The sequence below is a fragment of the Pseudomonas sp. CMR5c genome (assembly GCF_003850545.1).
GTDB lineage: Bacteria > Pseudomonadota > Gammaproteobacteria > Pseudomonadales > Pseudomonadaceae > Aquipseudomonas > Aquipseudomonas piscis.
The window spans coordinates 1,808,117-1,820,897 of the sequence record NZ_CP027705.1 but is presented as its reverse complement, the minus strand read 5'-3'; the positions used below and the strand labels follow the sequence as shown (position 1 = coordinate 1,820,897).

Genomic DNA, 12,781 nt, shown 5'->3' with positions numbered 1-12,781 from the left:
ACTCAACCCTCCTTGGCCGGCGTCGGTGCCGACTGGCCGCTGTCTTTCAGGGCCTTGGTGACTTCCGGCGGCATGTACTTCTCGTCGTGCTTGGCCAGTACTTCATCGGCGACCACCACGCCATCGGCGTTGATCTTGCCCAGGGCGACGATGCCCTGCCCTTCGCGGAACAGGTCAGGAAGGATGCCGCGGTAGGTGATGGTTACCGACTTGTTGAAGTCGGTGACCACGAACTTGACGTCCAGCGAATCGGCGGAGCGCTCCAGCGAGCCGGCCTGGACCATGCCACCGGCGCGGATGCGGGTGTCATGGGGGGCTTCGCCATTGGCGATCTGGGTCGGGGTGTAGAACAGGTTGATGTTTTCCTTCAGCGCGCTGAGGGCCAGGCCGACGGCGATGCCGACACCCACCAGGATCGCCAGGATGATCAAAAGACGCTTTTTACGCAGCGGATTCACTTACCGTTCTCCCGGCGCAGACGACGCGCCTCTTGTTGCAGATAGCTCCTGCGGTCCAGGATCGGCGCCACCAGCTCACGCACCAGGACCACCAGGCAGATACCGTAGGCCGACCAGACGTACAGACCGTGATGGCCCATGGCGAGAAAGTCGCTGAAGGATGCAAAACTCATTGTGCGGCCTCCAGGCTGCGTTGGACTTCGGCCTTGACCCAGCTGGTCCGGGCTTCGCGCTTGAGTACTTCAAGGCGCATGCGCAGCAGCAGGACCACGGCGAAGAAACAATAGAAACCCAGTACCGTCAGCAACAGCGGCAGCCACATTTCCACCGGCATGGCGGGCCTTTCGGTCAGGGTGAAGGTCGCCCCCTGGTGCAGGGTGTTCCACCACTCCACCGAGTACTTGATGATCGGGATGTTCACCACCCCGACGATCGCCAGCACCGCACAGGCCTTGGCGGCGCTGTCACGGTTGCTGATGGCGGCGTTCAGGGCCATGAGGCCGGCGTACAGGAACAACAGGATCAGCATCGAGGTCAGCCGGGCATCCCAGACCCACCAGGAACCCCAGGTCGGCTTGCCCCAGATGGCCCCGGTCACCAGCGCCAGGAACGTGATGGAATGGCCAATGGGCGCGGCGCATTGCAGGGCAACGTCGGCCAGCTTCATTTTCCATACCAGCCCGACCACCCCGCACACCGCCAGCATCACATAGCAAGACTGGGCCAGCATCGCCATCGGCACATGAATATAGATGATGCGAAAGCTGTTGCCTTGCTGGTAGTCCGGTGGCGCGAAGGCCAGGCCCCAGACCACGCCGATACCAATCAGCAACACGGCGGCGACGCCCAGCCAGGGCAGCAGCTTGCCGCTGATGCCGTAAAACCATTTAGGCGAGCCGAGCTTGTGAAACCAGGTCCAGTTCATTCGTTGTTTCCATCACGGTTGCTCTTCGTCTATACGAACAGCCAGGGTCTTTACTGGTCAAAAAACAACCAGACCTCATTATTCGCCGACGCTGATCTTCAGGCCAGCAGCTATTGCAAAGGGTGTCAGGGTCACCGCCAGCGCAGCCAGGCTACCAAGCCACAGCAGGAACCCTGTAGTCGGCAGGCCCTGCAATGCCGCCTGCAAGGCGCCACTGCCGAGAATCAACACCGGGATGTACAACGGCAGGATCAACAGCGCCAACAACAAGCCGCCGCGCTTGAGCCCTACCGTCAGCGCCGCGCCCACCGCCCCGAGCAAACTGAGGACCGGCGTACCCAGCAGCAACGAGAGCAGCAGTACTGGCAGGCAGGCGGCAGGCAGCCCGAGCATCACCGCCAGCAAGGGCGCGAGCAATACCAGTGCCAACCCGGAGAAGATCCAGTGTGCCAGCACCTTGGCCAGCACCAGAAGGGCCAGGGGGTGCGACGAAAGGACCCACTGCTCCAGGGATCCATCCTCGAAATCACTGCGAAAAAGCCCGTCCAGCGAGAGCAGGACAGACAATAGCGCCGCCACCCAGACCAGGCCAGGAGACAAGGTTTGCAACAATTGTGTCTCAGGTCCCACCGCCAGCGGAAACAAGGCAACGACTATCGCGAAAAATACCAGGGGGTTGGCCAACTCTGCCGGGCGCCGGCACAACAGCCGTGCCTCACGGGCCACCAACAAGACGAAGACACTCATGCGGCCCACCGTCCCAGATCGATATCGCGGTATCCCGAGGGCATGCGGCCAAGAGTGTGGTGGGTGGTCAGCACCACCGTGCCGCCGCCTTCGCAATGGGCGGCCAGGTGTTCCTCGAGTTGCGCCACGCCCTGCTTGTCCAGGGCAGTGAAGGGTTCATCGAGGATCCACAGCGGCGGGCTGTCCAGGTACAGGCGGGCCAGGGCCACGCGGCGCTGCTGGCCGGCGGACAGGGTATGGCAGGGAACGTCTTCGAACCCCTTGAGGCCGACGGCGGCCAGGGCCTGCCAGATCGCCTCGCTCCGGGCCGGCTGGTGCAGGGCACAGAGCCAGCTGAGGTTCTCTTCGGCGGTGAGCAAGTCCTTGATGCCGGCGGCATGGCCGATCCACAACAGGTTGCGGGCCAGTTCGGCGCGCTGGGCCTGCAATGGCTGGCCGTTGAGCAGCACCTGCCCACTGGTGGGCTGCATCAGCCCGGCGAGCAGGCGCAACAGGCTGGTCTTGCCGCTGCCATTGGGACCGCTGATCTGCACCATGTCTCCAGCCGTCAAACGCAACTCGAGGTGTTCAAAGAGCATCCGCCAATCGCGCTCACAAGCGAGTGCAACGGCTTCGAGAAGAGGGCTGGTCAAGGGATAGCGGGCCTTTACGGGTTCAAGTCGGCAGTGGAGCGGCCGTTAAAGGAATGCAGGATAAATGCATTGGCGGCCTGTTCTAGAGAGCTGCGTCAAACAATTGTATTGTTTTTAACACTCCTTAAAAGACGGGCGGCATTATACATGTGAGTCCCTACCTTACAGGGGGTTAATTTCCACAGGTTGTGTCCGAATGACAGGCGAAATGAACATCCCCCCGCTGCCACCGACGCCCGCTCCCGGAGCCTCGCGTGCGCAGTTACCCAGCGGTGAACTGCTCAAGCTGACGCCGCCGCTGGAGGGGCTGATCGCGCCCGGCCAGAGCGCCCGGGCCGAGGTGCTGTCGCTCAAGCAGACGAACCAGACCTTCGAGCTGCTGCTCAAGCTGACCCTGGACAATGGCCGGCAAACCACCCTGCAAGCCACCAGCAACCAACCCCTGCCCCAGGGCACCAGCCTGGCAGTGACCCAGCCATCGGCAGCCAACCTGGCCATCACCGTGCAACAGGCCATCGCGTCCAGTGTCGCCGCCCTGACCAGCCTGGATATCGCCCAGCTGCCTCCGGGCACCCTGCTGCAGGGCAAGGTCCTGACCTCGCAACTGCTGCCCCAGGGCAGTAACCAGCCAGCGCTGTACCGTTCCCTGGTGAGCCTGCTCAATACCGCCCAGAGCGGCAGCACCCTGGACATCGAGAGCCCGCAGCCGTTGCGTATCGGCAGCTTGCTGAGCGCCCTGGTGACAGATGCCCGGACCCTGAGCTTCGTCCCCTTGAGCAACCGCCAGGACCAACTGGCGATCGCCGCCCAGTTGGCCAGCCAGCAAAGTCGCCAGGGCTCCCTGGGCGGCCTGCTCAATGCCCTGCAGAACTTGCCCGTCGACGACCAGCCCGGCCCGGCCAGCGACCTGCGCGCCGCAGTCGAACGCCTACTGGGCAGCCTGCCCAATGCACAGCAAATGAGCACCGCCCGCGGCGTGGCCCAGGCGCTGCTGGGTAGCGGCGTGTTCCTCGAGGCCCAACTGGCCGCAGGCAACCCGGGCCAGGCCGCAGACCTGAAGGCCGACCTGCTACGCCTGATCGCCCAATTGACTCCGGCGCTGCCCTCCTCCACCAGCTTCAACGCGATCCTCGCCGCCAATACCCTGGCCCAGTCGCTACCCAGTTTTGTACGCAGTGCCCTGGGCACCCTGGGCCAGGTCAGCGCCAAAATCACTGCCGGCGGCTTCCCGCTGCCGGAGCGCCTGCTGCAAAGCCTGGAAGGCTCAGGCAGCCTGGAGCAACTGCTGCGCCTGGCCGCTGCGGCGGTATCGCGCCTGCAGAGCCACCAACTGGCGGGCCTGGAACAAAGCGGGCGTACCGACGATGGCCGCCAGCTGACCACCTGGCAGCTGGAAATCCCCATGCGCAACCTGCAGGACATCGTGCCCCTGCAGGTCAAGTTGCAGCGCGAGGAGCCGGCACAAGCAGAACAGCAAACCCCGGACAAACGTGAAGAACGCGAGCCCCGGCAGGCCTTGTGGCGGGTCGACCTGGCCTTCGACCTGGAGCCGCTGGGCCCGCTGCAGGTCCAGGCGCAACTGCTCCAGGGCCGCTTGTCCAGCCAACTCTGGGCCGAACGCCCCTATACCGCGAGCCTGATCGAAAGCCACTTGGGCAGCCTGCGCGAGCGCCTGCTGGCCTCGGGCCTGGATGTCGGCGACCTGGATTGCCATCTCGGCATCCCGCCCCAAGGCCCGCATACCCGATTGGAACAACGCTGGGTCGACGAAACCGCATGAAGCACTCTGCCCCACCTCGCCAGGCCATCGCCCTCAAATACGATGGTCAGCAGGCTCCGACACTCACCGCCAAGGGCGATGACGAACTGGCCGAAGCCATCCTGAAGATCGCCCGCGACTATGAAGTGCCGATCTATGAGAACGCCGAACTGGTGAGGCTGCTGGCGCGCCTGGAGCTGGGCGACAGCATCCCGCCGGAGTTGTACCGGACCATCGCCGAGATCATTGCCTTCGCCTGGAACCTCAAGGGCAAGTTCCCGGCAGGCCACGATCCACGGCAGATAGAGTCGGAAAAGGACATCACCGAGCGCGGCGACGATTACTAGAAGAGCAACTGCAAGCCATGAACCGCAAGCTGCATGCTTGAAGCTCAGCCTTTGTGCAGCTTGCTCACCAGTTCGGCCTCGGCCTGGGTCAGGCCGCAGGATTGGGTCAGCTCGTCGATGCTGGCGCCCATGCCCACCAGCCGTGCGGCCTGGGCAAAGGACAAGGTGGAAGGGTCACGCTGTTCCAGTTGGGCCAGTTTGTCCGGCAACGGCGCCACCACAGCCCGCAGCTCGTGCAAGTCCTCGCCCATGCGCACCGTGCCGTTCTGGTAATGATCGACCCGCTTGGCCAACTCCTTGATTCGCAGGTCGCGCAGGGCATCGCCCTCGGCCTGCTGCGCAGCGATCTGCCGCTGGTTGCGGGCGAAGGACAGGAATAGCGCGAGAGTGGCGACCCAGAGGATCGCCAGGACAATTACCGCTACCTCGAGGATCAATCAGATACTCTCCAGTTCCGACCATTCCTCTTCGCTCATCATCTTGTCCAGCTCCACCAGGATCAGCAGCTCGCCGTTCTTGTTGCAGACACCCTGGATGAACTTGGCCGACTCTTCGTTGCCGACATTCGGCGCGGTCTCGACTTCGGATTGGCGCAGGTAGACCACCTCGGCCACGCTGTCGACCATGATCCCGACCACCTGCTTGTCAGCCTCGATGATGACGATCCGGGTGTTGTCGTTGACTTCGGTGGGCACCAGGCCAAAGCGCTGGCGGGTGTCGATCACGGTCACCACGTTGCCGCGCAGGTTGATGATGCCCAGCACATAGCTCGGGGCACCCGGCACCGGGGCGATCTCGGTGTAGCGCAGGACTTCCTGGACGCGCATCACGTTGATGCCGTAGGACTCGTTATCGAGCTTGAAGGTGACCCATTGCAGGATCGGATCTTCGGAACCCTGTGCAGACGACGACTTATTCATACCCTGACCCCTCAAAATACCGTTGGCAACGGCGTGTGTTCTGTATGGCCGCGCCCCATTGGCACGGCCTGTTGTTGGTTCACTTCGGCTTGTGGGCCGCTTGACTGATTGCCAGCTGCTTGGCGCCCCCGGTGGCGATCAGTTCCGCCAACTCGGCGACGTCGAGCAACGCGCACATGTGTTCGATAACCGTACCGGCCAGCCACGGACGCTGGCCCCGGTGGCTACGCCACTTGATTTCATTGGGGTCCAGGCGCAGCGAACGGCTGACCTGGTGTACGGCCAGCCCCCACTCATAGCCCTGGACCGAAATAACGTATTGCAGGCCCTGGCGGAAATCGTCGCGATAGCGATCCGGCATGACCCAGCGCGCCGTGTCCAGCACCTTCAGGTTGCCGGCCTGGCTCGGCAAGATACCGAGGAACCATTCCGGCTGGCCGAACAACGGCGTCAGCTCCTGACCCGCCAGGGAATAGATCGACCCCAGGCACACCAGGGGTACCGCCAGGGTCAAGCCGGCGACATCGAACAACAGACATTCGAAAGGCTCGGCCGCCCATGTCGGGCGATCGCTACCGGCGACCGGCGGCGGTGTGTTGCCAGGTGGCAGATGGACTTCCACAACGGGCGGCACCAGGGCCTGGAGCATCGGCACCACGGGCGAGATCGAGGCCGGCAGGGGTGCCGGTGCATCCTGCACGGGAGCCGCGGGCACGACAGCAGGCGCCTCGGCCCGAGCAGCAGGCGGTGCCTGGTGCTGGATCCGTGCATCCCGGGCCTGCTCCTCGAGTACCGCAGCCTGGAATTCGTCCAGTACCTCGCTGGAAGCTTCAGTACCGGCCTCAACGACAGGCGGAATCGGCTCAGCAACGACCTCGGGAAGCGGCTCTTCCTCGGTGGCATCCTGCAGCAAAGCATCCAGGTACGACTGCAGCGCCAGCTGCGGCCGGTTCTTGACATCCAGGGGACGGTTCATGAAGACACCCACGCACAAAACCCCACACAGTGAACTGTAGGGGTTATCGGCCGGGCTGCCGGGCGACTTGAATGGTGCTTCACGTCAGGCCACCTGCGCCACGGCTTGTTGCGCCAGCAAATGCTTGAGCAAGGCTTTGTAGGCCAGCACGCCACGGCTCTTGCCGTCGAACTGCGAAGGCGTGACCCCGGCCCGACTGGCATCGCGCAGGCGCGTATCCACGGGAATGTAGCCTTGCCAGATCTGCTCCGGGAACTTGTCCCGCAGAATTCGCAGGGTGCCCAGCGAGGCCTGGGTCCGCCGGTCGAACAGGGTCGGCACGATGGTGAACGGCAACGGCTGCTTGCGGGAGCGGTTGACCATCGCCAGGGTATTGACCATGCGCTCCAGCCCCTTGACCGCCAGGTGCTCGGTCTGCACCGGGATCACCAGTTGCTGGCTGGCCGCCAGGGCGTTGACCATCAACACCCCAAGCAGCGGCGGGCTGTCGATGACTGCATAGTCGAAGTCCTGCCACAGCTGCGCCAGGCTCTTGGCGATCACCAGGCCCAGGCCGCTCTGCCCGGGGGACTGGCGCTCCAGGGTGGCCAGGGCCGTACTCGACGGCAACAGGGAAATCCGTTCGTGACTGGTGCCCAGCAACAGTTGCCCAGGAAGATCCTCGGGCACGCTGCCCTTGTGCAGGAACAGGTCGTAGCTGCTGTGCTCCAGGCTGTCGGGGTCATAACCGAAATAGCTGGTCATGGACCCGTGTGGGTCGAGGTCGACCACGACCACGCGCTTGCCCGCCTCCGCCAGCAAGCCGGCTAAAGCGATGGAACTGGTGGTTTTACCGACACCACCCTTTTGATTGGCAACAGCCCAGACTCTCATTCAGTTTGTTCCTCCCGCCCAGCCACAGCAGGGCGAGACATAGCGCTAAGTTATAAAGCAGGTGACGGAGAATTGACGGCACTCCCCTGTACCGGCGATTTCACCGCGGTTGGTGCAGTTTGTGTGCCAGCCCGCTTCAGAGCCGCATCCGGGGTCGCATTGGCGGTGCCGGTACCGGTCAGGCTACGGCGCACATCCAGATTGCGCGAGACCACCAGCACCACCCGGCGGTTACGCGCCCGGCCCTCGGCGGTGGCATTGTTGGCCACCGGCTGGAATTCGCCATACCCCACCGAAGCCATGCGCGCCGGGTTAACCCCCTGCATCGCCAGCATCCGCACGATACTCGCCGAGCGCGCCGAAGACAGCTCCCAGTTGGTGGGATATTGCGCAGTCTGGATCGGCAGGTTGTCAGTGAAACCCTCTACGTGGATCGGATTGTCGAAGGGTTTGAGGATCTTCGCCACCTTGTCGATGATGGTGAACGCCATATCGCTGGGCATGGCATCGCCACTACCGAACAGCAGGCTGGAGTTAAGCTCGATCTCCACCCACAGCTCGTTGCCACGCACGGTCATCTGGTCGGAGCTGATCAGATCGCCAAAGGCCGCGCTGATGTCATCGGCAATGCTCTTGAGCGGGTCGCTGCCGCCCGAGATGCCGGCATCGATCTGCTCGCTGTCCTTGACCAGCGGCTTGGCCGGGGTCACGGTCTTGGGCCGCTCTTCACCGATAGGGATCGGCTTGAGGGCGCGATCGGAATCGGTGAAGACCCCGACCAGCGCTTCGGAGATGATCTTGTACTTGCCCTCGTTGATCGAGGAAATCGAGTACATGACCACGAAAAACGCGAACAACAGGGTGATGAAGTCGGCGTAGGAAACCAACCAACGTTCGTGGTTGACGTGTTCTTCATGTTGACGACGACGAGCCATGATCAGTCCATGAAGCCTTGCAGCTTCAACTCGATGGAACGCGGGTTCTCGCCTTCGGCGATCGACAGGAGGCCCTCGAGGAGCATTTCCCGGTACCGCGACTGGCGCAGGGCGATGGACTTGAGCTTGGCCGCGATCGGCAGCAGCACCAGGTTGGCGCTGGCCACGCCATAGATGGTGGCGACGAAGGCCACGGCGATACCGCTACCCAGCTGCGATGGATCGGCCAGGTTGCCCATGACATGGATCAGGCCCATCACCGCACCGATGATCCCGATGGTCGGCGCGTAGCCGCCCATGCTCTCGAAAACCTTGGCGGCCTCGATATCCCGGCTTTCCTGGGTATAGAAGTCCACTTCGAGGATGCTGCGGATGGCTTCCGGCTCGGCGCCATCCACCAGCAACTGCAGGCCCTTGCGTGAATAGGTATCGGGCTCGGCATCCGCCACGCCTTCCAGGCCCAGCAGGCCCTCCTTGCGCGCGGTCAGGCTCCAGTTGACCACCCGGTCGATGCCCGCCGGCAGGTCGACCCGCGGCGGGAACAGGATCCAGGCGAGGATCTGCATGGCGCGCTTGAAGGCGCTCAACGGCGACTGCAGCAAGGCCGCGCCGATGGTGCCGCCGAGCACGATCAGCGCAGCCGGGCCGTTGGCCAGGGCCGAAAGATGACCACCTTCGAGGTAGTTGCCGCCGATGATGGCGACGAACGCCATGATGATCCCGATAAGGCTCAGTACATCCATTACATGCAAGCCTCGACCAGGTGCCGGCCGATATCGTCCAGGCTATACACCGCGTCCGCCAGGTTGGCCTTGACGATAGCCATGGGCATGCCATAGATCACGCAACTGGCTTCATCCTGGGCCCACACCGCGCTGCCCCCCTGCTTGAGCAGGCGCGCTCCCTCACGACCGTCGGCGCCCATGCCGGTGAGTACCACCGCCAGGACTTTATCGTTGTAGGACTTGGCTGCAGAGCCGAAGGTGATGTCCACGCACGGCTTGTAGTTCAAGCGCTCGTCGCCAGGCAGGATCTTCACCGCACCTCGGCCGTCGACCATCATCTGCTTGCCGCCGGGGGCCAGCAGCGCCAGGCCTGGGCGCAGGATGTCACCGTCCTCGGCCTCCTTGACGCTGATCTTGCAAAGCTTGTCCAGGCGCTCGGCGAAAGCCTTGGTGAAGGCCGCTGGCATGTGCTGGATCAGCACGATCGGCGCCGGGAAGTTGGCCGGCAGTTGGGTCAGTACCCGCTGCAGCGCCACCGGGCCGCCGGTGGAAGTACCGATGGCCACCAGCTTGTAGGCCTTGCGCTTGGGCGCAGGCGCTGCGGGGCTCGCGGCGGGCGCTGGGGCACGGCTCGGAACCGGGGCCGGTGCGGCCGGACGGCTGCTGGCGAAGCTCGAGGTGGCCGGAGTCGGCGCGCTGCTCTGCGGTGCCGGGGCACTGTAGCTGCTGAAGCGCCGGTTGCTGCGCGAGATGCTGTGGACCTTCTCGCACAACAGTTGCTTGACCTTCTCGGGGTTGCGCGAGATGTCCTCGAAATTCTTCGGCAGGAAATCCACCGCCCCGGCGTCCAGCGCATCGAGGGTCACCCGCGCGCCTTCATGGGTCAGGGAAGAGAACATCAGGACCGGGGTCGGGCAGCGCTGCATGATGTGCCGCACTGCAGTGATGCCATCCATCATCGGCATCTCGTAGTCCATGGTGATCACGTCCGGCTTGAGGGCCAGGGCCTGATCGATCGCCTCTTTACCATTGGTCGCGGTACCGACGACCTGGATGCTCGAATCCGCTGAAAGAATTTCCGAGACGCGGCGGCGGAAAAAACCCGAATCGTCCACCACCAGGACTTTGACTGCCATAAACACTCCGTTAGGTGGGGCGAGGCCAAGCGCCCCTCCCCGCCGAATCAAATACGCCGTGCGGCGTAACGCTTGAGCATGCTCGGGACATCGAGGATCAGCGCGATGCGACCGTCACCGGTAATGGTGGCGCCGGACATGCCCGGGGTCCCCTGGAGCATTTTGCCCAAGGGCTTGATGACCACTTCTTCCTGGCCCACCAGTTGGTCGACGACAAAGCCGATCCGCTGGGTGCCCACCGAAAGGATCACTACGTGGCCCTCACGCTGCTCTTCATAAGCGGCGGAACTGACCAGCCAGCGTTTGAGGTAGAACAAGGGCAAGGCCTTGTCCCGCACGATCACCACTTCCTGGCCGTCCACCACGTTGGTGCGCGACAGGTCGAGGTGGAAGATTTCGTTGACGTTGACCAACGGGAAGGCGAACGCCTGGTTGCCGAGCATGACCATCAGCGTCGGCATGATCGCCAGGGTCAGCGGCACCTTGATCACGATCTTCGAACCCTGGCCCTTGGTCGAATAGATGTTGATCGAACCATTGAGCTGGGAAATCTTGGTCTTGACCACGTCCATGCCCACACCGCGACCAGAGACATCGGAGATCTCGGTCTTGGTGGAGAACCCGGGGGCGAAGATCAGGTTGTAGCACTCGGTATCGCTCAGCCGGTCGGCGGCGTCCTTGTCCATGACCCCGCGCTTGACCGCGATGGCGCGCAGGACATTGGGATCCATGCCCTTGCCGTCATCGGAGATCGACAACAGGATGTGGTCGCCTTCCTGCTCGGCGGCCAACACCACCTTGCCCTGGCGCGACTTGCCCGATTCCTCGCGTTCTTCCGGAGATTCGATACCGTGGTCCACCGCGTTGCGCACCAAGTGCACCAACGGGTCGGCCAGGGCCTCCACCAGGTTCTTGTCGAGGTCGGTTTCTTCCCCCACCAGCTCCAGGTTGATCTCTTTCTTGAGCTGCCGGGCCAGGTCGCGAACCAGGCGCGGGAAGCGCCCGAAGACCTTCTTGATCGGCTGCATGCGGGTCTTCATCACCGCGGTCTGCAAGTCGGCGGTGACCACGTCGAGGTTCGACACCGCCTTGGACATGGCTTCGTCGCCGCTGTTGAGACCCAGGCGCACCAGGCGGTTACGCACCAGCACCAGTTCGCCCACCATGTTCATGATTTCATCCAGGCGCGCAGTGTCCACGCGCACTGTGGTTTCCGCTTCGCTGGCCGGTTTCTCGGCGGCTGGCGCGGCCGGCGCGCGGGCCGGAGCAGGAGCCGCGGCGGGTTTTGGCGCCTCGGGCTTGGCCTCGGGCTTGGCAGCGGCGGCCGGCTTGGCTGCCGCAGGCTTGGCCACCGCGGCACTGGCAGCCGCCGGTGCCGCCACTGCAGGAGCCGCAGCGACCGTGGCCGCCGGCTGGGCAGTGCCTGGCGTGTCGGAGAACTTGCCCTTGCCGTGCAGCTCATCGAGCAGGGATTCGAATTCGTGATCGGTGATCAGGTCACTGCCAGCCGCAGCTGCACCTGGCGCAGCGGCGGCAGGTGCGGCAGCTACCGCCGATTCCAGTGCGTCAACGGCGAAATTGCCCTTGCCATGCAACTGGTCCAGCAGGGCTTCGAACTCGTCGTCGGTGATCTCATCGCCGCCGGCAGCGGCGCCACCCTCGGCATCGGCCGCAGTGGGAGCGAGCGCATCGGGGGCGAACTGGCCCTTGCCGTGCAACTGGTCCAGCAGGGACTCGAACTCGGCATCGGTGATCTCGTCGCCGGCCGGCTCACCCTCGGTGGCAGATACGGCGGCGGGCGCGGCCTCGGCATCGGCCTTGGCGGCGCTCAGCGAGTCGAGCAACAGTTCGAATTCGTTGTCGGTGATATCGCCCGCCGGCGCTTGCGGCTCGGGCTCGGGTTCCGCCACGGCCTCGACCACTTCTTCCACGGGGGCAGGAGCGGGCTGCGCGCTGGCCGGCTCGGCCAGGCGCGCCAGGGCGGATAGCAATTCAGGTGTCGCAGGAGTGATCTCGGTACGCTCGCGGACCTGGCCGAACATGCTGTTCACCGTGTCCAGAGCCTCGAGCACCACGTCCATCAGTTCCGAGTCGACTCGTCTCTCACCCTTGCGCAGGATGTCGAAAACGTTCTCGGCGATGTGGCAGCACTCCACCAGCTCATTGAGCTGGAGGAAGCCGGCGCCCCCTTTAACAGTGTGAAAACCGCGAAAAATTGCGTTGAGCAGATCCGCATCATCTGGCCGGCTTTCCAGCTCGACCAATTGTTCGGACAGTTGCTCTAGAATCTCGCCGGCCTCAACCAGGAAATCCTGAAGGATCTCTTCATCGGCGCCGAAGCTCATTAA

At 63.7% G+C, this 12,781-nt stretch carries 15 protein-coding genes; 2 read left to right on the top strand and 13 right to left on the bottom strand.

The genetic code is table 11. The features are described 5' to 3' along the window. Positions 1 to 2: 2 nt before the first annotated feature. The 5 genes from ccmE to ccmA form a co-directional block, all read right to left on the bottom strand. On the bottom strand, positions 3 to 458 hold the full coding sequence (ccmE, locus tag C4K40_RS08510) for a cytochrome c maturation protein CcmE (RefSeq protein ID WP_022643070.1): 456 nt from the start codon (positions 456 to 458) through the stop codon (positions 3 to 5). Continuing rightward, positions 455 to 631 carry a heme exporter protein CcmD gene (ccmD, locus tag C4K40_RS08505; RefSeq protein WP_022643069.1) on the bottom strand — a complete coding sequence of 59 codons (177 nt, stop codon included), beginning with the start codon at positions 629 to 631 and terminating at the stop codon, positions 455 to 457. Before ccmD ends, ccmE begins: the two co-directional genes overlap by 4 nt. Next, positions 628 to 1,383 carry a heme ABC transporter permease gene (locus C4K40_RS08500; RefSeq protein ID WP_053135058.1) on the bottom strand — a complete coding sequence of 252 codons (756 nt, stop codon included), beginning with the start codon at positions 1,381 to 1,383 and terminating at the stop codon, positions 628 to 630. The genes ccmD and C4K40_RS08500 overlap by 4 nt, the downstream gene beginning before the upstream one ends. Positions 1,384 to 1,461: 78 nt before the next feature. Further along, on the bottom strand, positions 1,462 to 2,130 hold the full coding sequence (gene ccmB / locus C4K40_RS08495) for a heme exporter protein CcmB (RefSeq protein ID WP_022643068.1): 669 nt from the start codon (positions 2,128 to 2,130) through the stop codon (positions 1,462 to 1,464). Then, the gene (gene ccmA / locus C4K40_RS08490) at positions 2,127 to 2,762 is read right to left on the bottom strand and encodes a cytochrome c biogenesis heme-transporting ATPase CcmA (RefSeq protein ID WP_053135061.1); all 636 of its coding nucleotides are present in this window, start codon (positions 2,760 to 2,762) and stop codon (positions 2,127 to 2,129) included. The genes ccmB and ccmA overlap by 4 nt, the downstream gene beginning before the upstream one ends. Positions 2,763 to 2,958: 196 nt before the next feature. On the opposite strand from ccmA, the gene C4K40_RS08485 reads away from it, so the two are divergent. Together C4K40_RS08485 and C4K40_RS08480 are read left to right on the top strand one after the other, a co-directional pair. Then, positions 2,959 to 4,542: a flagellar hook-length control protein FliK gene (locus tag C4K40_RS08485; protein WP_053135064.1), complete on the top strand. Its 1,584-nt coding sequence runs from the start codon at positions 2,959 to 2,961 to the stop codon at positions 4,540 to 4,542. Beyond that, positions 4,539 to 4,868, top strand: coding sequence for an EscU/YscU/HrcU family type III secretion system export apparatus switch protein (locus C4K40_RS08480; RefSeq protein ID WP_022643065.1), 330 nt, complete (start codon positions 4,539 to 4,541; stop codon positions 4,866 to 4,868). Before C4K40_RS08485 ends, C4K40_RS08480 begins: the two co-directional genes overlap by 4 nt. Before the next feature lie 44 nt (positions 4,869 to 4,912). Here C4K40_RS08480 and C4K40_RS08475 read toward each other — a convergent pair whose 3' ends face one another. The 8 genes from C4K40_RS08475 to C4K40_RS08440 form a co-directional block, all read right to left on the bottom strand. Then, positions 4,913 to 5,305 carry a DUF2802 domain-containing protein gene (locus tag C4K40_RS08475; protein ID WP_053135067.1) on the bottom strand — a complete coding sequence of 131 codons (393 nt, stop codon included), beginning with the start codon at positions 5,303 to 5,305 and terminating at the stop codon, positions 4,913 to 4,915. After that, positions 5,306 to 5,788, bottom strand: a complete 483-nt coding sequence (locus tag C4K40_RS08470; protein WP_011060011.1) for a chemotaxis protein CheW — start codon at positions 5,786 to 5,788, stop codon at positions 5,306 to 5,308. Between the two features lie 79 nt (positions 5,789 to 5,867). Beyond that, on the bottom strand, positions 5,868 to 6,764 hold the full coding sequence (locus C4K40_RS08465; RefSeq protein WP_022643063.1) for a CheW domain-containing protein: 897 nt from the start codon (positions 6,762 to 6,764) through the stop codon (positions 5,868 to 5,870). A gap of 84 nt (positions 6,765 to 6,848) precedes the next feature. After that, the gene (locus C4K40_RS08460; protein ID WP_022643062.1) at positions 6,849 to 7,637 is read right to left on the bottom strand and encodes a ParA family protein; all 789 of its coding nucleotides are present in this window, start codon (positions 7,635 to 7,637) and stop codon (positions 6,849 to 6,851) included. Between the two features lie 50 nt (positions 7,638 to 7,687). Next, positions 7,688 to 8,572, bottom strand: a complete 885-nt coding sequence (gene motD, locus C4K40_RS08455) for a flagellar motor protein MotD (RefSeq protein ID WP_022643061.1) — start codon at positions 8,570 to 8,572, stop codon at positions 7,688 to 7,690. Between the two features lie 2 nt (positions 8,573 to 8,574). Further along, positions 8,575 to 9,315 (bottom strand): flagellar motor protein, encoded by a 741-nt coding sequence (locus tag C4K40_RS08450; RefSeq protein ID WP_022643060.1) that lies wholly within the window; start codon positions 9,313 to 9,315, stop codon positions 8,575 to 8,577. Next, positions 9,315 to 10,433, bottom strand: a complete 1,119-nt coding sequence (locus C4K40_RS08445; RefSeq protein ID WP_053135069.1) for a chemotaxis response regulator protein-glutamate methylesterase — start codon at positions 10,431 to 10,433, stop codon at positions 9,315 to 9,317. The genes C4K40_RS08450 and C4K40_RS08445 overlap by 1 nt, the downstream gene beginning before the upstream one ends. Positions 10,434 to 10,480: 47 nt before the next feature. Next, positions 10,481 to 12,778, bottom strand: a complete 2,298-nt coding sequence (locus C4K40_RS08440) for a chemotaxis protein CheA (RefSeq protein ID WP_053135071.1) — start codon at positions 12,776 to 12,778, stop codon at positions 10,481 to 10,483. Positions 12,779 to 12,781: the final 3 nt, after the last annotated feature.

What these genes read in the sequence shown, in the direction of transcription:
- C4K40_RS08470 (WP_011060011.1), bottom strand. Translation starts at nt 5,788, where the DNA reads ATGAATAAGTCGTCGTCTGCACAGGGTTCCGAAGATCCGATCCTGCAA.
- C4K40_RS08445 (WP_053135069.1), bottom strand. Translation starts at nt 10,433, where the DNA reads ATGGCAGTCAAAGTCCTGGTGGTGGACGATTCGGGTTTTTTCCGCCGC.
- C4K40_RS08450 (WP_022643060.1), bottom strand. Translation starts at nt 9,315, where the DNA reads ATGGATGTACTGAGCCTTATCGGGATCATCATGGCGTTCGTCGCCATC.
- C4K40_RS08480 (WP_022643065.1), top strand. Translation starts at nt 4,539, where the DNA reads ATGAAGCACTCTGCCCCACCTCGCCAGGCCATCGCCCTCAAATACGAT.
- C4K40_RS08465 (WP_022643063.1), bottom strand. Translation starts at nt 6,764, where the DNA reads ATGAACCGTCCCCTGGATGTCAAGAACCGGCCGCAGCTGGCGCTGCAG.
- C4K40_RS08460 (WP_022643062.1), bottom strand. Translation starts at nt 7,637, where the DNA reads ATGAGAGTCTGGGCTGTTGCCAATCAAAAGGGTGGTGTCGGTAAAACC.
- C4K40_RS08440 (WP_053135071.1), bottom strand. Translation starts at nt 12,778, where the DNA reads ATGAGCTTCGGCGCCGATGAAGAGATCCTTCAGGATTTCCTGGTTGAG.
- ccmB (WP_022643068.1), bottom strand. Translation starts at nt 2,130, where the DNA reads ATGAGTGTCTTCGTCTTGTTGGTGGCCCGTGAGGCACGGCTGTTGTGC.
- C4K40_RS08485 (WP_053135064.1), top strand. Translation starts at nt 2,959, where the DNA reads ATGACAGGCGAAATGAACATCCCCCCGCTGCCACCGACGCCCGCTCCC.
- ccmD (WP_022643069.1), bottom strand. Translation starts at nt 631, where the DNA reads ATGAGTTTTGCATCCTTCAGCGACTTTCTCGCCATGGGCCATCACGGT.
- C4K40_RS08500 (WP_053135058.1), bottom strand. Translation starts at nt 1,383, where the DNA reads ATGAACTGGACCTGGTTTCACAAGCTCGGCTCGCCTAAATGGTTTTAC.
- motD (WP_022643061.1), bottom strand. Translation starts at nt 8,572, where the DNA reads ATGGCTCGTCGTCGTCAACATGAAGAACACGTCAACCACGAACGTTGG.